A 21,573-nucleotide genomic window follows, 5' to 3' on the forward strand; every position below is an offset into this window, starting at 1 on the left:
ATTATATTATTTCTGTCTCTATATCTGTTATAAAAGCTTCACTATTTTCCTCTATAAAATTTATAACAGAGTTTATCATTGCATCACCTTTTGAAGTCTCATTACATACAGCTGCTATTCCTAGCACTATAATTTTATGATTATCTTGACTTTCTATTTCAGCAACAGACACGTTAAATTTATTCTTTATTCTTTCCTTTAAACTAGATAAAACCATTCTTTTTTCCTTTAAGGACTTTACCCAAGGTGCTCTAAGAGTTATCTTCGCTGTAGCTATTATCATATCTCATTCTCTCCTACCAATAGGTTTAATTTTTCATTAACTAAAATACTATCCCCTTCATTAGTCAATGCAACTATGTAATCCCCTACTAATATCTCTGTATTTCCTCCAGGTATTATCTCATCTTGCCCTCTTTTTATTGAAACTATAAGACATTTTTCTGGCCAAATTATCTCTTTTATTTTTTTACCTTCTAGCTTAGATCCTAAACTTACTGGAAGCTCTATTAAAACTTTATTATGCTCTTCTGACTCAAAGTTTTCCCCTTTATTCTTAAGAATCCTATGTAAAAGTTCCTCATATATTGGCTTTGATCCTAAAATTTCTGTAGTTTCATAAGCAACTATACAAACTATAGCTAAGGATAATAGATGAGAAAAAGAACCTGTCATTTCAGTTATTAGTATTATTCCCGTAATTGGCGCTTTTACTATAGCAGTTAAATATCCTGCCATAGCAAGTATTATAAAGTTTATTATAAATCCATTACTAAGCCCTATGGTAACACTTAATACTTTCCCAAAAATTCCTCCCATAAATGCACCTACTACTAAAAGAGGAAGAAAAATTCCTCCTGGCGCCCCAGAGCCATAACTTATCATGGTAAAGAAAAATCTTACTACCATTAAAATAAACATGAGCTTTAATGTCATATCCCCATGTACTAGATCTTCAACAAGAGCGTGACCTCCTCCTAAAGCCTTAGGATATATAAGTCCAACTAATGCTGCAAATAAAAATGCTGGTATAGATTTCTTAATCCCCTTAAAAAATTTGAAAGAATCATATAAGTTTAAAGTTTTTAGCATTACCTTGTTAAATACTATACCACTAAGTCCTATTATAATTCCAAGAAGTATTAAATAACCATAATATTTAAAAGGTAACATTTTAACCACTGTAAAGTCAAAAACTGGATTTATTCCAAAGAATTGTTTAGCTAAAAAATCTGCTGTTATAGATGCTCCTAGTGCAGATGTTAAAATAATTGGTGAAAAACTTTTATGTATCTCCTCTAATGCAAATATAACTCCTGATATAGGTGCATTAAATGCAGCTGCAAGTCCTGCTGAAGCCCCAGAAGTTATTAAGTACTTTTCCTCTAGTTTTAATCTTTTAAAGATTTTACTAAAACCTTGCCCTACTGCAGCACCTATTTGTATAGATGGGCCTTCCCGCCCCACAGCTAGCCCTCCTACTATGGCTAATATACCACCAACAAACTTAGCAATTATAACCTTTATCCAATTCATAGATAAATGCCCTATAAGTACTCCTTCTGTTTGAGGTATACCACTTCCTGAAGCCATGGGTTCCCATTTAATCATATAGGACACTATTAGTCCTATTATTATTAAACATAAAATCCATATAGGTATAGTTAAAGGATTTTTTCTTTGAATATTGTATATCCATTGGCTAAAATTATAAGCTTCTCCTAGTAAAAATCTATAGGCAACTATACTTAACCCTGAAAATAATCCCACTAATATTCCTTCTATCACAATTTTAAATCTAAAACTATACCAGTTTCTTAAAGTATCTCCCGTATTGTTTTTTGACAAGCTCACCATCCTCACTCCCTCTTAAGTCTGTATTTTGTCCAATTATTCCTTTCTTTAAGCCTTTAAATATAAAAAGACTCCAGGGTAAATCTGGAGTCTAAATAAACCTAATATAAATTATAAACTTATATTTAATATATTTTTAGTTATAAATCCTAAATAATAATTTGTAAAACCATGATATTATAAATAAATTAAATAAAAATCCACTATTATCTATCCATATTTAGAATAATTATAAATTCATAAACTTTTTTAGCTTATACTACTCCATAACACTGTTTTATCCTCAATACTAAAATGCACTGAGCTCTGCTATTATATTAATACCTTTTAAGTATATCATAGCTAAAAAAACTTTACAAAATTCTTACATACTACTTACTAATACCTTCACCCATTTCCCCCTCTTTATTCTAATATATCCTAGTATAAACTTAGCTACTTCTTCTAAAGTTATAAGGGTAACTACATATTCTACATTTAACTTAAAGACAAAAGCTCCTAAAAAGGATACGGGGACCCCTATGCACCACATAGTGAATGCTTCTACAAATAGTCCATACTTGGCATCTCCACCCCCTCTTAAAACTCCAACTATAAGTATTATATTAAAGGTTCTTATAGTTAGTATTAAAGAGGTTATATAAAGAATTCTTTCAGCACTTTTAAGTATTTCATAGGATATGTCTCCACTATAAAAACTTAGTATAGTTGGGGACAGTAAAGCTAATACCCCTGCAAGTAAAATTCCAATTCCACATCCAAGCTTTAAGAACTTCTTTGCAAAGTCCTTAGCCTCTTCTACTTCATTAGCACCCACCTTATTTCCAACCATAACTATGGCCGCATTAGATATTCCAAAGGTAATTACCATAAATAAATTAGTTATAGGATTACATATTTGTACTGCTGCTAAAGCTTCTGTACTTATTCTGCCATAAACTGCAGAATATAAAACCGTTCCAAGACCCCAACATGCCTCATTTAAAACTACTGCTCCTATAGTTCTATACATCTTTTTAATAAACTTTTTCTTAAAATATAATAATTCCTCTTTCTTAGATGCTAGTACACCATTTTTAATGTATATTATAGAAATTAATGATATTACTTCAACTATTCTAGCTATTAGTGTGGCAATAGCTGCTCCTTCTACTCCCATAGGATTAAAACCTAAATGACCAAAGATTAAAATATAATTAAATATTGTATTAGTTCCTAATGCAATTGCACTTACTATCATAGGTAATTTAGGATTTCCTATGCATCTTGATGCAAAGGCATAATTAAAAGTTATAGCTGTAAATATATAGCTATATATTACTATACTTAAATATTTACTTCCTAAAATTACAACTTCTTTGTCACTATTAAATAATCTTATTATTCCTTCTGGATTTATAATTGCAATAACCATAAATATAAGAGATAAGCTTATTCCTAGTACATTTCCTAGTCCAACTACCCTTCTTATATTTTTTTCATCCCTACTTCCCCAGAACTGTGAAATGTACATTCCACATCCACTAAATACTCCCCCTATTAAAATGTTAAAGAAAAAAAAGTACTGGTTTGCTATACCTACAGCTGCTATTTCTTTTTCTCCAACCTTACCAATCATTAAGGTATCTACCATATTTAATGAGGATACTATTAAATATTGGAGCATTATTGGTAGAGCTATTTTAAATAAATTAGAATAAAACTTTCTGTCATTAAAAATCTTCACACCTTATCCCCCTTTAATTTTTATCAAAAAAAATTAAAGCAACCCTTTAAAGTTTTTAAAAGTGGTTGCTTCACAAGTCACATATAGAAATATTACTATTAATTTTTATATCATAATTTTCCTTTAAAGTCAATTAAGCTCTTCAAAAACATCTGTGGGTTCTCCACATATGGGACAAACCCAATCATAAGGTAAATCCTCTAATGGTATTCCTTTTGGTATACCTTGAGAAGAATCTCCTACTTCTGGATCATATATATATCCACATTCTACGCATACATACTTTTTCATATAATCCTCCTTATATTTAATACTATATAATTATAATTATTACTTATCTATTTTTCAATATAATTATTATAGGACTATTTTTTATAGTTTATCCTAGACTTTAAAATTCTACTACTCCCATATTAATTTAGCTAATTATCATATTTAATTTTTCTCATTAAAATCACTAGTTTTTAGAAATTACACTATTGGATATTCTATAGGTAAATGATAAACTTAATTTAGCTATTTTAATATTAATAAAAACTAAAACCATTTATAATAACCTAAGGTTATTATAAATGCTATATGTTTAATCTTTACACTAAGAGAGGGATATCATGGACAAAGAAACTTTTTTCACTAAGAACCTTAATAAAATAATTATATCTGTAATTTGTTGTGTTTTATGGGGAAGTGCTTTCCCAGTTCTTAAAATAAGCTATAGGGAACTTAATATAATATCTAGTAATACCGGTGCCCTTATGACCCTAGCTGGTCTTAGATTTTTTATAGCTTCAATTTTAATTTTTATATGTACATATTTTATTTTTAAAGAAAAAATCTCTATAGAAAAAAGTTATATTCCAAAACTTATACTTCTAGGATTTTTTCAAACTGGTTTTTATTATTTCTTATTTTACAATGGTGTATCTAATACTTCTGGAATGAAAAGCGCTATAATAGGTGCCCTAGAAAGCTTCTTTACAGTCATAGCAGCTCATTTTTATTATTCTAATGATAAAATAGATAAGATGAAAATTACTGCTATGATTACTGGCTTTTTAGGAATAATATTTGCAAACTGGGGTAAAGGCTTTGAGTTTTCATTTACCTTCCTTGGAGAAGGACTTCTTGCTTTAAGTTGTGTTTTAGGAGCATTAAGTTCAATTATGGTAAAGGAATTCTCAAAATCCATACATCCTTTTGTAATAACTGGTTATCAAATGTTCTTCGGATCAATAATGATGCTTATTTATGGATTTTCTAGTGGACAAGGTTCCTTAAACTTTAATCCTTTATCCTCTAGTTTACTTCTATACTCTGCATTATTATCAACTGTTGCATTTTCTCTTTGGTTTATGCTTTTAAAATATAATAAGGCTGGAGAAATAAGCCTTTATAGATTTATAATTCCTGTATCAGGAACCATATTATCAGTTATATTTCTTCCTGAAGAGACTCTTAACATATACATATTTATCTCTTTAACTTTAGTTACCCTTGGAATTGTAGGAATAAATAAGTTTAAGTAACCTTATATATAGACTTTAAAAGTAAAAAGCTTTATTAATCCATATATATTAATGAAGTCTTTAACATAATCATAAAAAATAAGCAAGTCCTTTTAAAAAGACTTGCTTATTTTTATATTAATTAGTTATATATCTTAATTTATATCCATCCTTATTAAGTTCTTTTATCATAGTTTTTAACATTGATGTATCTTTATATTCATAGTAAGGGTATCCATTTCCCTCTCTTTTTAAAACTATATCATCAAATTCTTTCCCTGGATGGTAGAAAAAGCTCTTTAGTTCTTTTGACTTATCGTCCTTTATTTTATTTATCATATCCTGAACATTTCTATCCTCTACATATCCTAAAGGAGCTGGCACATATTTTGTAGCCTTGTTTCTATCACTTATATGTATCTTTTTGTTCCATACCCCAATACATGGTTCATAAACATAATCAAAATAGTTTTCTAAAACAGTTTGAAATCTTGCAGAACTTCTATAATGTGGAGTTTCAAAAAACTTATATGGAATATTTAAAGCTATAGCATTTTTTATGGCTGCTTCTACCCTTCTTACTTCCTCTTCCCTTGATAGCTTATTTTTTTCTTGGAACTCTGACCCTATTATACTTTCTTCATTTCCATACTGATGAGTATATCCGTGTAATCCTACCATTGCTCCTCTATTTATTAAATAATCTAAGGTATAGAGAAATTCTGAGTTTAGAAAACTTGTATCCCTTGTAAGATCATTGTCTTCTGACTTTTCTGGGTTTACATATCTAGGTATCCATGCTATATGATAGGCACTTCCTTCATCATAAAGCAAGTCTCCCATTGCCCTTAACTTTTCCATGCTATCATCCTTTAGATAAATACTCCCTGCAGTTACATCTTCAATTCTTATAAGAGCAGTTTTCTTTTTTGTTAGTGTACCTTGAGTATCATTTAATATAAAACTTTCTTTCTTAGACTTAAAACATCTAACCTCTTCCTTTTTTGAGTCGAAAGAAGCATTTAAATTTAATATATCTACTATATCAGCTAAGGATAGGTATACCTTATCTTCTCTAGATATCCAGTCCCCTCTTAACTCTCTTCTATTACCTTTAATCCTCCAGTAGGACTTCTCTAAATTAATATCACATTGATATCCTTCTCCACTTAAAGTTAAATTACTATCTTCCTTGTCCATATTAATCTTAAGATACTTAGTAATATCATCTAAAGGAATGTAATATCTATTGTTATAGTTAAATACCTTCCCATTAAAATCTATTTTCTTATTTTCTATATATAAGTTCAATTTACTAAGATGTTTATTACTTAAAAGTTCACTTTTAAATTTTTCCTTCTCTGACCTCTTTAAGTCATTTACAAATTCCCTGGCAGCCTTTCTAGTTGTAACCCCTCCAGTACTTAATAAAACCTTATCATTCCACCTTGGTATAATAACAAATCCTATAACAAGATATCCCATTAAAAAAGCAATAAGTACTATTTTCAACCCTTTTTTTCTTATATACATAATTCCTCCAAGCTTTATAGTATGATAATTAATATTTCTTGTAATTTATTTAACCCGCATCTTATTATTTCCGTCCTAATAAATCCCCCCATTGTTTCTTTTATTGTTAAATTATTATATGAATTAAAAATAATTATTTTTTTATTACTATATGTATTAATTGTATAAGCCTTTCCCTATCATCTTTAAATCTAAAAACATCTATTCTAACTTTAACTTATAAAGTCCAAAGATTATATATCTAAAACTATTATGTGATTTTAAGTTTTACCCTTAATCTATCCCTATATCTAAAGAAAGATAAATCATGGTTATAATTCAGGCCTTATCTTAAAACTCTATAAAATAGTTTATAATATAAAGGTACTTAAGCTTATATTCTTGTATCTACTTATAAATTATACACTAATTAAGTATTTCATTAAATTGCTAAATTCTTAAGAAATCTTAAAAATAACATAAATTTATTATTATCTTAATAGGGATTTATAAAAAATATAGTATAAATTTTATATATTTATTTAGGAGGGATTTTCATTGGCTAGGTATCTTATTATAGTAAGTGGAAGAGTTCAAGGAGTTGGATTTAGATATTTTGTTCAAATCATTGGTAATAAACTAAAGTTAAAAGGGTTTGTTAGAAATCAAAGTAACGGTAATGTAGAAATAGAGGCTGAAGGTCCTGAGGAAAACTTTAAAAAATTTTTAAAAGAAGTGAAAGAAGGCAATGGGTTTTCTAAGATTTCTGATATTTGTATAAAATCTATTAAAATAAAAGAAAATGAAAAAAACTTTTCTATAACTTATTAATAAACTAAACTTAACTATAAATAAAACCATGTATCTTAGGAATCTTATTTTCCATATGATACATGGTTTTTATTTTTATATTATTTTTCCTCTCCTATATAAAATCCCAAGGGACCTATTGAGTTTTTCATATAACTTAATACTCCCTTTGAATATAACTCCCTTAGTTCTAATAAAATATCCATAGAATATGAATCCTTTGAACTTCTATTTATAATTATATATATTTTTTTATTGTTAAAACTTCTCTTTATTATTAAAACATCTTCATTAAAATCCTCAAACTCAATTTTCCCATTTCTTAAAACCTCATATTCATTTCTTATTTTAAGAAGTTTTTTATAGTGATCTAATATTTCTATATCTTCCTCTCCAAAGGGATAATATCTTCTATTATCTGGATCTAGTCCACCTTGAAGTCCTACCTCATCTCCATAATATACACAGGGTACCCCTTTAAAGGTTAGTTGTATTACTGATGATAATTTTAATAATTCTCTAAAATTATTCTCATTATAATTTTTAAATACTGTTAAGATCCGCTCAGTATCATGACTTCCTATTACATTTAGAAGAGAAGAAAAGAACTCCTCTGGATAATTCTCCTTAAGGCTTAATGATTTTCTATAAAACTTATAGGAATCTATATTATAAGTTAAAAAATCTATTACCATATCTCTAAAAACATAATTTGTAACAGAATCTAATTCCTCTCCAAGGACATATTTTCTCTTAACTCCATAGCTTATTTTTCTAGATGCATCCTCCCACACTTCTCCAATTAGTACTCCATCCCTTTTATTTTCCTTAATCCTTATCCTAAGTTCTTTTATAAATTCATCTGGTAACTCATCAGCAACATCTAATCTCCATCCAGCTGTTCCAAGATTCATCCACTTATTTATAACTGAGTCTTTATCCCTTATAATAAAATCCATATAAGATGGTTCTAATTCTCTCACATTAGGAAGATTCTTATCTCCCCACCAGCACTCATAATTATCTTTACTATCTTTAAATGTATACCAGCTATAATAAGGTGAATTATTACTACTATAAGCTCCCTTAGTAGTAAAATTACCATACTTATTAAAATATATGCTATCTGCACCAGTATGGCTAAAAACTCCATCTAATACTATTTTTATACCATTAACTTCAGCTTCCCTGCAAAGGTCAACAAAATCCTCTTCACATCCCAAAATATCATCTATTTTCTTATAATCTCCAGTATCATATCTATGAGGGCTTGATGCTTTAAATATAGGACTTAAATATATTACAGTAAACCCAAGACTTCTAATGTATTTAAGCTTTTCCCCTATACCTTTTAGGGTTCCACCATAAAAATTCCACCTTACTATTTCACCCTTATTGTTTTTTATATAAAAAGGCTTATCCTTACTACTTCCATAGATCAATATATTTCTTTTTTTATCTATGAGGTTAAAGTCCTTCCCCCTATTAAAACTATCTACGAATATATGATAAACAATTCCTTCTTTAAACCAATTAGGGGTGCTAAATATCTTATAAACAGTTATAGTATAGGGAATTGGCTTATCATAATAAACCTTCCCATCTCCTCCTAATTCCTCTTCATTATTTCCATAATAAAACACCTTATCTTTATCTACTATTTTAAAACTATATTCTATAATTCCTATAGTGTTTTCAGTATCAATAGTTGTAACAAAGCCATGTTTTTTTCTTTTCATAACTATTTCTTCCCTTAGATTATTATCTCTTTTCAAAATAACATAAACTGAAATCCCTTCTTCTCCTTCTATAAATATTTCTACCTTCTTGCCTGCTTCCACTGCTCCAAAGGGATTTCTATAAATATTTCTATGGGAATTATGATATATATTCATATCTCTACCCATAATTAAACCTTCCATACATCTTCTTTATATTGGTTTATTGTTCTATCTGAAGAGAAAAATCCTGAAGACGCTATATTAACTCCACTGATCTCATTCCATCTATTTTCATCCTTATAAAGAGAGTTTATTGTATCTTGAGCTTTAATATATTCATTAAAGTCCTTAAGAACAAAAAACTCATCATTTGCAGTTATAAGATTATGATATATAACCTGAAAATCACTAAAATCCTTATTAAATTTAGGATTACTTAACTGATCAATTATGATTTTAATTCTATTATCCTTATTAATCTCATCCCTTGAATTGTAATTACCTGTTTTATAGTACTCTATTACTTCCTTAGCACTCAATCCAAAGGTTATTATATTTTCCTTCCCTACCCTATCCAATATTTCAATATTAGCTCCATCTAAGGTGGCAATAGTTAAAGCTCCATTCATCATAAATTTCATATTGCTAGTTCCTGAAGCCTCCTTAGATGCTGTAGATATTTGTTCTGAAACTTCGGATGCTGGTATTATGATTTCTCCTAAGGAAACCCTATAATTCTCTAAAAATACTACCTTTATTTTATCTGAAACCCTCTTATCATTATTAACCACATAGGCAACAGAATTTATAAGCTTTATAATCTTCTTTGCAAATAAATATCCTGGTGCTGCTTTTCCTCCAAAGATAAAAGTTCTAGGGTGTATGTCTTCCCCTTGTCCGTTTATTATTCTATTATAGGAATCTAATATATTAAACACATTTAAAAGTTGTCTTTTATAACCATGAATTCTTTTTACCTGAGTATCAAATATAGATCTTGGATCTATGTCAATGTTCATAGACTCCTTTATAAAATTACTTAGCGCTATTTTATTTTTTAGTTTAATTACTTTTAATGAATTTATTATATCTTTATCTTTTACATAATCCTTAAAGTCAATTAGCCTTTCTGGCTCTTTAATCCACTCTTCACCTATTGATTCATTGATAACCCTTGTAAGGCTTGGATTAATTTTCATAAGCCACCTTCTATGAGTTATCCCATTAGTCTTATTGTTAAATTTCTCATTATAAAATTTATGAAATTCCTTCATTTCCTCTTTTTTTAATATCTCTGTATGAAGCTTTGCTACTCCATTTACACTATGGCTTCCTACTATAGCTAAATGGGCCATATGAATATTAGAATTTGATATTATGGCCATTCTAGATATCTTGTCCCATTCTCCATAATATTTATCCCAAAGTTTTTTGCAGAACCTTTCATTTAATTCTTCAATTATCATATATATTCTTGGAAGTATTGATTTAAACATATCTACAGGCCACTTTTCTAAGGCTTCCTTCATAATGGTGTGATTAGTATAGGAGATGGTATTTTCAGTTATATAAAAAGCTTCTTCAAAAGAAAGTCCTTCTTCATCTAAAAGTATTCTCATAAGCTCTGGTATTGCTAGAGATGGATGAGTATCATTTATATGAATAGCTATCTTATTATTTAACTCTTTTATATCATTGTTATTTTTCTTAAAGTGACGTATTATACTTTGTATTCCAGCAGATACAAAAAAATATTGTTGCTTTAATCTTAAAACTCTTCCCTCTAAATAGTTATCATCTGGATATAAAACTTGAGATATTGCCTCCACTGAATTTTTGTATTCTATTGCTTTTAAGTATTCCCCCCTTGAAAAGGCTAGATAATCAAACTCATTATTTAAGGGTTCTGCACTCCAAAGCCTTAGGGTATTAACTATTCCATTTTTATATCCTACAATGGGAGTATCATAAGGTATTGCAAGGACTGGCTCATAATTAATATGGGTAAATATTAATCTTCCATTATCACTATCTACCTTAACCTTCCCCCCAAATTTTACTATAATCCCTTTATTACTTTTTTTAATTTCCCAAACATTTCTTCCTTTAAGCCAATGATCTGGCATTTCTACCTGATATCCATCTACTATCTTTTGCCTAAAGAATCCATACTTATATCTTATTCCGCACCCATTTCCTATAATATTTACAGATGCCATAGAATCTAAAAAACAAGCAGCAAGCCTTCCAAGACCTCCATTGCCAAGTCCTTGATCTTCTTCCACCTCTTCGAGCTCTTCAAGATCTATATTTAATTCCTTTAATCCTTCTTTTAAACACTCTCTTATTCCTAAATTTATTAAAGATGTGCTCAGAAGTTTCCCAAGAAGGAATTCCATGGAAAAATAGTATACTTGCTTTTTATCCTTATCATATGATTTTTTAGTCTCTATCCATTGTTTTGTTATATATTCTCTAACAAGAAATCCTAAGGCCACATACTTCTCCTCTAAGGTTCCACTAGTATATTCTTCACCATGAATTTGAAGATATTTATTTTTAAAATCTCTTTTAAAATCCTCCTTATTTATAAACGTCATCAATATTTCACTCCTATTAAATTGCTGTAATAAGTGAATCATAAATCTCCTTATATTCCTTAGCTGATTTCTCAAAACTATTGTCACTTTTCATCGCCTCATATACCATGCTATTCCATTGATCCTTCTCCTTATATACCCTAAGTGATAAGTCTATAACATGGTAAAAATCATTAAAATCATAATTTGTAAAACTAAAGCCATTACCTTCTCCAGTATATTCATTATATGGAATTATTGTGTCTTTAAGCCCCCCAGTCTCTCTTACAATTGGCAGAGTTCCATATCTTAAAGCTATAAGCTGACTGATTCCACATGGTTCAAATTTTGATGGCATAAAAAGCATATCTGATCCCCCATATACTTTATGAGACAACTCTTCATTGAAAGTGTTTTCAAAAATAAACCTATCCTTATACATATAAGCAAGTTTTTTTATATGACTTTCATAGTCTTTATCTCCTGTTCCAAGTATTATTACCTGTACTTCTTCATTAGTCATAAGTCTTTCTAACGCGTTTATAATAAGATCAATGCCTTTTTGACTTGTTAATCTAGAAATAACTGCTATTAAAGGAATATTATCATCCTCTTTTAATCCATATAATCTCTGAAGGTAACCTTTATTTATTCTCTTTTTCTCTTTAAAATCATTCTCATTATAATTTTGGAATAACTCCTCATCACTTTCTGGATTATAAGAATCATAATCTATACCATTTATTATTCCACGAAGTTTTCCTTTCTCATAATAAATAAGCTCTTCTAATCCCTCTCCATATTCTTTAGTTTGAATTTCTAAAGAGTAACTTTTACTAACAGTAACAAACTTATCACAATAAGTGATTCCTCCCTTAGTAAAATTCACTGAATCATAATGTCTTACCCTCCCATTGTGAAATATATCCATATTTAAATTTAAAAGTTCTGGTAATATGCTCTCATGAAAAACTCCTTGGTATAAGAGATTATGAATTGTATATACAGTCTTTATGCTAGTATAAAATTCATCACTACAATATAATTCCTTTAATAAAACTGGTATTATAGCAGTATGCCAATCATTACAATGGATTATATCTGGCTTATAGTTTATTTCTTTTAACATACTTAGAACTGCCTTTGAAAAAAAGCAAAATCGCTCTCCTTCATCCTCATATCCATATACTTCTCTTCTTTTAAAGTAATAATCATTGTCTATTAAGTAAACCTCTGTATTGTTATATATGGTTTTATATACTTTTGCCTCTTGATTCCTCCACCCAACTTGTACATTAAAACTTTTTATATATTCAATATTCTTAGAACTATTAAGATTTATATTTTTATATTTAGGTATAACTATACTAGTGGTAACACCTATTTTATTTAAGTACTTTGGGAGGGCTCCTACCACATCCCCAAGACCTCCCACTTTAGCAAAGGGTGAAGCCTCTGAAGAAGCAAACAATACTTTGCACATTACTTTTCCTCCTTATATTATGCTATTTTTTTTAATTACAACTATTTCTTTCTCATCACCTAGTATTTCCTTACTGGAAAATACCACAGAATTTTTATCAACGATTGTATATTCCATAATGGTATTTTCTGAAATACTACACTTAGACATTAAAATAGAATTTCTAACCACAGCTCCTCTTTCTACTTTAACCCCCCTAAAAACTATACTATTTTCAACAGTTCCTTCTATTATTGCTCCATTTGCTACTAGGCTATTTCTAACCACTGATTCTTTTCCATATCTTACTGGTGGATTATCATTGGTTTTTGTATATATAGGATTACTTTCTTCAAAAATCTCCTTAGATACTTCCTTTTTTAATAGCTCCATATTACTTCTAAAATAAGAATCTATGGAATCTATACATTGAAGTCTTCCTTTAAATTCATAGGCCTTTATTATAAATTCTGAGCTCATATAGCTTATTAAATCTTTAAGCTTAACCTTCTCTGAAGTTCCTCTAGTCTTATAAATTATGTGTAGTAAAAACTCTCTTTTCATAATAAATATTTCCGTGGAAATATTACATTTTTCTTTTTCTATCCTTTTACCAAAGGAGGTTACTCCACCATGTGAATCCATTTCTAAGGTATCACAATACTGAAACCCTTCTTCCCCTTGTTCTAAAGTTTTATATATTAGGGTCACATCACATTGTGACTTTTTATGAAACTTAATTGCATCCTTATAATTAAAATTAAGTATCATATAGCTTGGAGCAATTACTACATATTTCTGTTTACTATTTTCTAAATACTCAATATTTTCTTTAAAGTTATTTAAATCATTGCTGTATAGTCCTCCAACTAAGTTTAATGAAGGGTAAAATATAAATAATCCATCCCTCTTTCTATCTAAATCCCATGGCCTTCCTACCCCTAAATGTTCTACTACAGATCTTGGCTTATGACTTGCAAAAACTCCAATATTACTTATCCCTGAATTCACCATATTAGAAAGTTGAAAATCTATAACCCTATATCTTCCCGCATATGGAATGGTTGCTATTGGCCTATTTCTTGTAAGTTCTAATATATTTTTCTCATTCTCATTTAAGCTTATTATTCCCATAACATCTTTCATAAATTTTCTTTAACCCTTTCTTAAATTATAGTGCTGACACAAGTTTTATATTTTCCTCTGAGCTTCCTATACTTGTATCCTTTTCTATTATCATATCTCCATCTACAATGCTTTTTTCTATATAACATCCTTCTTGTATTATTGAATTTGGCATTATAACCGAATCTACGATTCTTGTATTCTCTCCAATATATGCACCTGAAAATATTACAGAATTTATAACATGTCCATAAACTTCTGCTCCTTGATTTATAATTGAATTTTTTATAACTGCTGTATTTGAAATATACTGTGGTGGTAAATCTGAGTTATCAGAATATACTTTCCAACTATTATCATATATATTAAGATTATCACCTTCTCTTAACATATCCATATTAGCCTCCCAAAGACTTTCTACAGTTCCAACATCCTTCCAATATCCATTAAAATTATATCCAAGCATCTTCTTTTTTTCTTTAAGCATTTTAGGAATTATATTTTTCCCAAAGTCATGGGCGGATTTACTATCCATAGAATCCTCCATAAGAAAATTTTTAAGTATACTCCAATTGAAAATATATATACCCATAGATGCTAAATTACTTCTTGGATTTTTAGGTTTCTCCTCAAACTCTGTTATAAACCCATTAGGACTTAGTGTCATTATCCCAAACCTTGATGCCTCATCTAAGGTAACCTCTATAACACCTATGGTTGCATCTGCCTTATTTTCCTTATGAAAATCAAGCATTAATGAATAATCCATCTTATATATATGATCACCTGATAATACAAGAACATATTCTGCATCATAACTCTCAATAAAATCCATATTTTGATATATGGCATCAGCTGTCCCCTTATACCAGTCTCCTCCATTAGCTGTTTCCCTAGGTGGAAGTATAGTAACTCCCCCCTTTATCCTATCTAATCCCCAATTAGCTCCAATTCCTATATAGGAATTTAAAAATATAGATTCATACTGGGTTAATACTCCTACAGTATATATTTGAGAATTGGCACAGTTACTTAAGGGAAAATCTATTATTCTATATTTGCCTCCAAATGGTACTGCTGGTTTTGCAAGTTTTTGAGTTAGTGCTCCAAGTCTTGTGCCCTTTCCTCCAGCTAATATCATTGCTACTATTTCTTTACTTTTCATTTTAACTCCCCCTTTAAGATATGATTACTTTAAAGCTTAACTATGAGATAAAGATGTTCTTTATATTTACTTTATAGGGTATTATTGTACCCTAGATATTATTACAAAGAATTGTAATTACATAACTTGTACATTAATCATTCCATAAACTTATATATAACCATACTATAAGGAAAAACTTCTATATCTATATTATGACTTTCATCTTGCCACTTACCTTCTTTTGAACACTTTATATTCTCCTCTTCCTTTAAGTTTCCCCCGAACTTTTCTAGATTGCTATTGAAAACTTCTTTATATCTCCCTTTAAATGGAACCCCTATTTTATATTCCTTATAATAGTTTCCTTTAAAATTACATATCGCTGCTAAAAATTCACTATTGTTTACTCCGTATCTTCCATAAATATATATACTTTGCTCTTTATTATTAGGCTCTATCCACTTAAAACCTATCTCTTTATAGTCATTAACCCAAAGACTTCTTTCCCTTCTATATAAAGAGTTAAGCTCTTTTATATAATTATTAAATTTTTCATGGCTTTCATAATTTAATAATTCCCACTCTACCTCATCATCATATTTCCATTCTTCAAACTGTGCTATTTCATTTCCCATAAACACTGTTTTTTTCCCTGGATGGGTGTACATAAATCCATAAAAGGTTTTAAGTAGGCTGAACTTCTTATGGTAATCTCCCTGAATCCTTCCTATTATAGACTTCTTCCCATGGACCACCTCATCATGAGATAAAGGTAATATAAAATTTTCACTATAGTTATACATCATTGCAAAGTTTAAAAGATTATGATTTTCACTAAGCTTTTCTTCATTTAACTCTAGATACTTCAAAGAATCATTCATCCATCCCATATTCCACTTAAAAGTAAAACCTAATCCTTCTGAATCTACTTCTTTTGTAACCCCTTCATATACACTTGAATCTTCTGCTATTACTATAATATCCTTATGAAACTTATCTATTGCAGTGTTAAGCTCTTTTAAGAACTCTATACCCTCTAGTCTTTCACTGCCTCCTCTTTCATTTGAAGTCCATTGCCAGGGCTCTTTTTCATTATCTAAATTTATAATATTAGATACTGAATCAACCCTAAAACCATCTATATGAAACTCCTCTATAAAATAAAAAGCATTAGAAATTAAAAAATTACAAACCTCTCTCTTTGTAAAATCAAAATTCCCACTTCCCCAAGTGTTATTTTCTCCCTTAAGCTTATCCTCATATTCGAAAACTGATGTTCCATCTAGCCTATAAAGTCCATGCATATCCCTGCAAAAATGTCCTGGTACCCAATCTAGTATTACCCCTATATTTAATTTGTGAAACTCATCTATAAGGTTCTTAAAATCTCTTGGAGTTCCATGTCTACTATTTATAGAATAATATCCTGATATTAAATACCCCCAACTCTCATCACAGCAGTGCTCCATAACAGGCATAAGCTCCACGTGTGTATATCCCATTGATTTAACATATCTAGGCAATATTTTACTGATCTCCTTATAGGTTAGAAACTCCCCATCCTTTCCTCTTTTAAATGATCCTAAATGTACTTCATATATGTTAATTGGAAGATTTCTGAAATCCTTTAACTTTCTTTTTCTAATCCATTTATGATCCTTCCATTTGTATTCATCCTTATATAATATAGATGCATTATTAGGCCTTTTTTCACTCCAAAGAGCAAAGGGATCACTTTTTAAAATATACTTTCCAAACCTTGTCTTTATACTATACTTATATAGATCTCCTAATTTAATATCTGGTGTAAACCCATTCCACACTCCATTTTCATGAACCTTAATTAATTTGTTCCTATCCTTATCCCAATTATTAAAATCCCCTACTACACTAACCTCTAGTGCTTTGGGAGCAAATATACTAAACTCTCCTCCATTAATTCCATTTTTATTTGCAAAATCTCCTCCAAATAACTTATAACTTTTATACTCTTTATCCTGAAAAAACAGGTCATAACTCGCCATATACCCCTCCCAATATTAAATAAAAAATATATATAATTTCACCTTAAAATAAAGCTTAAACTATATTATGAATTTTCTTAAGAAATATAACTATTACTAATGATTCACTTATTAATAATTAACATATAATACTCATTAACTATTTCTCTGCATAATAAAAGCGTAGGAAATTAATATTAATTTCCTACGCTTTTATTAGTATATTAAGGTTATATATTAAATATACCTTCAACTTCCTTTAATATCTTAAAATTAGTTAAATCATAATGTAGAGGGGTTAGTGTTATATACCCCTGCTTTACATAATATACATCATCATCTACATAATTTCTTTCATCCATAGTACCTTCTACACTATAGGTTTCTTTAAATTCTTTACCTTCTACTTTAATATACTTGTTAGTATACGTTGTCTTTCCTATTTTAGCTATTTTAAAGCCCTTTATATCCTTTTCCTCTTTTAAAGGAATATTTAAGTTTAATACAACATCGTCCTTCATATATTTATCTTTTGCAATATCTAAAACCTTTAAGACATACTTACATGCTACATCATATTCTTCTATATCCTTACTAATTTCTTGGGATACTGCCATAGATGGAATATTGCATATAGCAGCTTCTATTGCTGCTGATACTGTACCTGAATATATAACATCAGTTCCAACATTTAATCCTCTGTTTATCCCTGAGATCACCATGTCTATAGGACCAGTTAATTTATCTAATCCTATTCTTACACAATCCGCTGGAGTTCCGCTGATACTATATGCTTTAACATTTAAACCTTCTAGGGTTTCTTCTTTTATATTTATAGGCTCCCATAGAGTTATAGAATGTCCACAAGCACTTCTTTGTCCTCTTGGAGCTACCACTATAACCTCATGATGCTCACTTAATACTTTAGCTAAATTATATATTCCCTTTGCCTTTATACCATCATCATTGGTAATTAAAATCCTCATTTAATCCTCTCCCTTAATTATGTTTATATTAATATATTGTATGTCCACATATTGTAAAATCTTGTACTTTAGGTATTTTAAATAACATAACTATATATATTGCATTAAGTAATTTACATTTAACTGCTTGATGACTCAATAAGTTTCAACTGAAGCTAATGTAGTTTTAATATTAGAACTTATATATTAAAACTATAAAGTTTATTCTATTTAATAAGATTCTTTGTCTTAATAAGGATTTATTCAATATTCTACTGAATACCCTAATTAATAATCTCCATTATTACTTTAATATATAATTTAGAACTATACTACCTTAAAGCATAAATATTATATTAAAATTAATTATGTACAAATTAATTATAATATATCTTTCTTATAGTATCCTCTAATTTATCTATAACCTCTTGTTTATTTCCATAATAAGTTTCTATATACCTTTTTGCAATTTGAATCTCTTCTTTATGACTTGTATCCATATCCATTATCTTTTTAAAATCTCCAATTAAATTATCAACTATAAGATACTCATTATGATCTCTAAACATATTTATGTGAGGCTTTACTACTTCTTCTATATATGATTTTACCTCTTCCTTCATTAATAATTCCTCCCTTGTCCTATTTTAAAATATAATATATTTTTAACTAAATTTTTTATATTTATTCTAAATATGAACAAAGAGATCCTTAAAAATACTATTTTAAACTACATTATATACAAAAATTTAAAAACATACAAACTACCTTATCTTGTTTAAAACATTTAAAAAAGTTAAAATTATATAATATACATAAAGCTTAATTTTAGATGGAATTTTTTCACTCTAAGTTATAGCTAAAACTATATAGAGGCTATACAATTTTATCTCCATTTATAATTTAGAATGGAATATTAAAACTTTGTAATGTGCCTTAAAAAAATTTAAGATTACTAGGAGGAATTATTATGCCACAAATTAAAGCAAGAAATATAAAAGCGGAGGATCTTTGCAGAATAAGTAAACCCTTAGTTGATGAACTACAAAGTATGTTAGGATGTCCTAGAGATTTTTTCACTCTAGAATTAATTCATTCTACATTTATACAAGATGGTGAAGTTACATCAGGATACCCATATGTTGAGATAGCTTGGTTTGACCGTGGTCAAGAAACTCAAGATAAGGTAGCAAAACTAGTAACTTCTCAGCTAAAAAATCTTGGCTATGAAAATGTAGATATATTCTTTACATTATTCGAGAAGGCTAGTTATTACGAAAATGGAGAGCATTTTTAGTAGTGATTTAAATAATCCTATAATAGAAAAAGATAGTAAATACTCTAAAAATATTTACTATCTTTTTTACTTAGATTTAAATCTTATATTGTTACTTTTTCCACGTCATCAGTAATTCTACTTCCTTGGTATCATCATCTATCTCTTCTTTCTCTAAAACAAAGTTTGACTTCTTATAAAACCCCACTGACTTTTTATTATTCTTATATACTGAAAGACTTAATTTATCATATCTTGTTTTTACAAACTCCATTAAGGCTGTTCCTATTCCTTCTCCTTGACTGCTTACATGAACAAATACTGCCCCTATAAACTCATCATTAAGTATACTTACAAAACCTTTAATATCCTCTTCTACATAAACAAATGTTTTAGATAACGGAATATAATCATTTTTTACTATGTTATAGTTTTCTACCCAATACTCTTTAGGTATAAAGTCATGTGCCTTTATTGTAGCCTCCTTCCATATGTCCATAACCTTTTCTATATCTTTACTTTCTAATTCCCTAATCAAACTTATCCCCCTTGTTAATTAATTAGTTTATTTTCTAATACTTTCAATTAATTTTACTGGATTAACTGCTTTAATATGTTAATCTTATTCTCCACTTTATAGTTTTAAGGATATTTTACCATTTAATAAGTGTTTTATAAAGGCCACTTAACACTTTATAAACCTTAAATCCATATAATTAAAATTTACAACTTAAATATAAATTATATGAATAATCACCCCATATTTAAAGCCATCCTAATAATAGCCCTATACTATAATTATATCTTGCTTATCTACATCTCATTAAATAACTTATATTTAATAATATCCTAAAATATCTGTTATTTGTATATTAAGATATGATTCTATATTTCTAATTTACCCTAATTAAAATTATATTAATTTGTAAAGGAGTTAATTGTTTTATGAAAAAGTATTCAAAGTTTGTTTTATTAAATATTATATTTATTATTGCCTTCAATAGCTTTCCTACTTATAGAATTAGTAAAGCTGAAACCTCCCCTACTCATCTTACTATAGATTCTTTTAATAAACCCATATTGCCTAGAAACTTCAGAAAGTCCAGTGATAAAATTAATAATCCCCCTGCATCACTAAACCTTAATGGATTAAATACACTAAATATCTCAGGTAGTTCTCAATTTTCTGAGGAACCCTTAAAACTAGTAAGAGAGGCAATTGGGCGAAATATACCCATAACAGTTATAGATTTAAGACAAGAATCTCATGGCTTTATTAATGGTATGGCAGTGAGTTGGAGTAATGACAAAAATAACGGTAATATGGGACTCACAAAAGAACAAGTTATTGTTGATGAAAATAATAAGCTAAATAGTATACCCTTAAATAAACCTATTACTTTTTATAATCATCCTAATGAGGTTATAGTCCCAACCATTGTAGAAAATGAAAATAAACTGGTAGCCTCACAATCTATGAACTATATACGTATTCCAGTTACAGATGGAAAGCTTCCAACAAACGATATGGTAGATTATTTTATAGAGTCAATAAACTTATTACCTAAGAATATATGGCTTCACTTTCATTGTAAGGCAGGAATAGGAAGGACTACTACTTTTATGGTCATGTATGATATGATGAAAAATTATAATAAAGTCAGTGCTGAAGATATAATAAAAAGACAGGTACTACTAGCAGGTTTTTCTCCCAAAACCTCTGCAAGCTTTTATAGTAAAGAAAGAATAGATTTTCTAAATAAATTTTATAAGTATTGCAAAGAAAGTAATAACTTTAAAGTCAAATGGTCTCAGTGGAATAAAGACAACCAAGGTATAACCATAAATTTTAATGAAGATTATAAAGTTAGTTAAAGAAGATTTCTAA

At 28.8% G+C, this 21,573-nt stretch carries 18 protein-coding genes; 4 read left to right on the forward strand and 14 right to left on the reverse strand.

Features of this window, described 5'->3' with window-relative positions; genetic code table 11:
• Position 1: 1 nt before the first annotated feature.
• From BR69_RS0107630 to BR69_RS21465, 4 genes are all read right to left on the reverse strand, one after another.
• On the reverse strand, positions 2-283 hold the full coding sequence (locus tag BR69_RS0107630) for a DUF503 domain-containing protein (protein ID WP_027632661.1): 282 nt from the start codon (positions 281-283) through the stop codon (positions 2-4).
• On the reverse strand, positions 280-1,857 hold the full coding sequence (locus BR69_RS0107635; protein WP_027632662.1) for a ClC family H(+)/Cl(-) exchange transporter: 1,578 nt from the start codon (positions 1,855-1,857) through the stop codon (positions 280-282). The genes BR69_RS0107630 and BR69_RS0107635 overlap by 4 nt, the downstream gene beginning before the upstream one ends.
• A gap of 361 nt (positions 1,858-2,218) precedes the next feature.
• Positions 2,219-3,580 (reverse strand): MATE family efflux transporter, encoded by a 1,362-nt coding sequence (locus BR69_RS0107640; protein ID WP_027632663.1) that lies wholly within the window; start codon positions 3,578-3,580, stop codon positions 2,219-2,221.
• A 129-nt stretch (positions 3,581-3,709) separates the two neighbouring features.
• Positions 3,710-3,871 (reverse strand): rubredoxin, encoded by a 162-nt coding sequence (locus BR69_RS21465; protein WP_084315339.1) that lies wholly within the window; start codon positions 3,869-3,871, stop codon positions 3,710-3,712.
• A 320-nt stretch (positions 3,872-4,191) separates the two neighbouring features.
• Here BR69_RS21465 and BR69_RS0107650 point away from each other — a divergent pair, with 320 nt between their 5' ends.
• Positions 4,192-5,106: a DMT family transporter gene (locus tag BR69_RS0107650; RefSeq protein WP_027632664.1), complete on the forward strand. Its 915-nt coding sequence runs from the start codon at positions 4,192-4,194 to the stop codon at positions 5,104-5,106.
• A gap of 117 nt (positions 5,107-5,223) precedes the next feature.
• Here BR69_RS0107650 and BR69_RS20150 read toward each other — a convergent pair whose 3' ends face one another.
• Complete coding sequence (locus BR69_RS20150) at positions 5,224-6,618, reverse strand: DUF2334 domain-containing protein (RefSeq protein ID WP_051623534.1); 1,395 nt, start codon at positions 6,616-6,618, stop codon at positions 5,224-5,226.
• A gap of 537 nt (positions 6,619-7,155) precedes the next feature.
• Between BR69_RS20150 and BR69_RS0107660 the strand changes: the two genes are divergently transcribed.
• Complete coding sequence (locus BR69_RS0107660) at positions 7,156-7,428, forward strand: acylphosphatase (protein ID WP_027632665.1); 273 nt, start codon at positions 7,156-7,158, stop codon at positions 7,426-7,428.
• Positions 7,429-7,508: 80 nt separating this feature from the next.
• On the opposite strand, the gene BR69_RS20155 is transcribed toward BR69_RS0107660, so the two are convergent.
• The 8 genes from BR69_RS20155 to BR69_RS0107700 all read right to left on the reverse strand — a co-directional run bounded on the left by BR69_RS20155 (position 7,509) and on the right by BR69_RS0107700 (position 19,032).
• Positions 7,509-9,314: a glycoside hydrolase family 13 protein gene (locus tag BR69_RS20155; protein ID WP_084315341.1), complete on the reverse strand. Its 1,806-nt coding sequence runs from the start codon at positions 9,312-9,314 to the stop codon at positions 7,509-7,511.
• Between the two features lie 2 nt (positions 9,315-9,316).
• The gene (locus BR69_RS0107670) at positions 9,317-11,728 is read right to left on the reverse strand and encodes a glycogen/starch/alpha-glucan phosphorylase (protein WP_027632666.1); all 2,412 of its coding nucleotides are present in this window, start codon (positions 11,726-11,728) and stop codon (positions 9,317-9,319) included.
• Positions 11,729-11,744: 16 nt separating this feature from the next.
• On the reverse strand, positions 11,745-13,190 hold the full coding sequence (glgA, locus tag BR69_RS0107675; protein ID WP_027632667.1) for a glycogen synthase GlgA: 1,446 nt from the start codon (positions 13,188-13,190) through the stop codon (positions 11,745-11,747).
• 12 nt (positions 13,191-13,202) lie between these two features.
• Entirely contained in the window at positions 13,203-14,315 is a 1,113-nt protein-coding gene (glgD, locus tag BR69_RS0107680; RefSeq protein ID WP_027632668.1) for a glucose-1-phosphate adenylyltransferase subunit GlgD, read from the reverse strand.
• Between the two features lie 25 nt (positions 14,316-14,340).
• On the reverse strand, positions 14,341-15,459 hold the full coding sequence (locus BR69_RS0107685; protein ID WP_027632669.1) for a glucose-1-phosphate adenylyltransferase: 1,119 nt from the start codon (positions 15,457-15,459) through the stop codon (positions 14,341-14,343).
• Positions 15,460-15,596: 137 nt separating this feature from the next.
• Positions 15,597-17,465 carry a 1,4-alpha-glucan branching protein GlgB gene (gene glgB / locus BR69_RS0107690; protein ID WP_027632670.1) on the reverse strand — a complete coding sequence of 623 codons (1,869 nt, stop codon included), beginning with the start codon at positions 17,463-17,465 and terminating at the stop codon, positions 15,597-15,599.
• 209 nt (positions 17,466-17,674) lie between these two features.
• A complete protein-coding gene (gene surE, locus BR69_RS0107695) occupies positions 17,675-18,430 on the reverse strand; it encodes a 5'/3'-nucleotidase SurE (RefSeq protein ID WP_027632671.1) in 756 nt (251 codons plus the stop codon).
• Between the two features lie 356 nt (positions 18,431-18,786).
• The gene (locus BR69_RS0107700) at positions 18,787-19,032 is read right to left on the reverse strand and encodes a hypothetical protein (RefSeq protein WP_027632672.1); all 246 of its coding nucleotides are present in this window, start codon (positions 19,030-19,032) and stop codon (positions 18,787-18,789) included.
• Positions 19,033-19,379: 347 nt separating this feature from the next.
• On the opposite strand from BR69_RS0107700, the gene BR69_RS0107705 reads away from it, so the two are divergent.
• Entirely contained in the window at positions 19,380-19,706 is a 327-nt protein-coding gene (locus tag BR69_RS0107705) for a DUF1904 domain-containing protein (protein ID WP_027632673.1), read from the forward strand.
• 91 nt (positions 19,707-19,797) lie between these two features.
• On the opposite strand, the gene BR69_RS0107710 is transcribed toward BR69_RS0107705, so the two are convergent.
• Complete coding sequence (locus tag BR69_RS0107710) at positions 19,798-20,223, reverse strand: N-acetyltransferase (protein ID WP_027632674.1); 426 nt, start codon at positions 20,221-20,223, stop codon at positions 19,798-19,800.
• A 407-nt stretch (positions 20,224-20,630) separates the two neighbouring features.
• Between BR69_RS0107710 and BR69_RS20160 the strand changes: the two genes are divergently transcribed.
• The gene (locus BR69_RS20160; RefSeq protein ID WP_051623535.1) at positions 20,631-21,560 is read left to right on the forward strand and encodes a fused DSP-PTPase phosphatase/NAD kinase-like protein; all 930 of its coding nucleotides are present in this window, start codon (positions 20,631-20,633) and stop codon (positions 21,558-21,560) included.
• Positions 21,561-21,573: the final 13 nt, after the last annotated feature.

The organism is Clostridium hydrogeniformans DSM 21757 (genome assembly GCF_000686705.1).
In the GTDB taxonomy this organism is placed as follows: domain Bacteria; phylum Bacillota; class Clostridia; order Clostridiales; family Clostridiaceae; genus Clostridium_Z; species Clostridium_Z hydrogeniformans.

Coding starts and splice junctions, on each gene's coding strand:
- BR69_RS0107670 (WP_027632666.1), bottom strand. CDS start 11,728: ATGACGTTTATAAATAAGGAGGATTTTAAAAGAGATTTTAAAAATAAA.
- glgB (WP_027632670.1), bottom strand. CDS start 17,465: ATGGCGAGTTATGACCTGTTTTTTCAGGATAAAGAGTATAAAAGTTAT.
- glgA (WP_027632667.1), bottom strand. CDS start 13,190: ATGTGCAAAGTATTGTTTGCTTCTTCAGAGGCTTCACCCTTTGCTAAA.
- BR69_RS21465 (WP_084315339.1), bottom strand. CDS start 3,871: ATGAAAAAGTATGTATGCGTAGAATGTGGATATATATATGATCCAGAA.
- BR69_RS20155 (WP_084315341.1), bottom strand. CDS start 9,314: ATGGGTAGAGATATGAATATATATCATAATTCCCATAGAAATATTTAT.
- BR69_RS0107700 (WP_027632672.1), bottom strand. CDS start 19,032: ATGAAGGAAGAGGTAAAATCATATATAGAAGAAGTAGTAAAGCCTCAC.
- BR69_RS0107685 (WP_027632669.1), bottom strand. CDS start 15,459: ATGAAAAGTAAAGAAATAGTAGCAATGATATTAGCTGGAGGAAAGGGC.
- surE (WP_027632671.1), bottom strand. CDS start 18,430: ATGAGGATTTTAATTACCAATGATGATGGTATAAAGGCAAAGGGAATA.
- BR69_RS0107650 (WP_027632664.1), top strand. CDS start 4,192: ATGGACAAAGAAACTTTTTTCACTAAGAACCTTAATAAAATAATTATA.
- BR69_RS20150 (WP_051623534.1), bottom strand. CDS start 6,618: ATGTATATAAGAAAAAAAGGGTTGAAAATAGTACTTATTGCTTTTTTA.
- BR69_RS0107705 (WP_027632673.1), top strand. CDS start 19,380: ATGCCACAAATTAAAGCAAGAAATATAAAAGCGGAGGATCTTTGCAGA.
- BR69_RS20160 (WP_051623535.1), top strand. CDS start 20,631: ATGAAAAAGTATTCAAAGTTTGTTTTATTAAATATTATATTTATTATT.
- BR69_RS0107635 (WP_027632662.1), bottom strand. CDS start 1,857: ATGGTGAGCTTGTCAAAAAACAATACGGGAGATACTTTAAGAAACTGG.
- glgD (WP_027632668.1), bottom strand. CDS start 14,315: ATGAAAGATGTTATGGGAATAATAAGCTTAAATGAGAATGAGAAAAAT.
- BR69_RS0107630 (WP_027632661.1), bottom strand. CDS start 283: ATGATAATAGCTACAGCGAAGATAACTCTTAGAGCACCTTGGGTAAAG.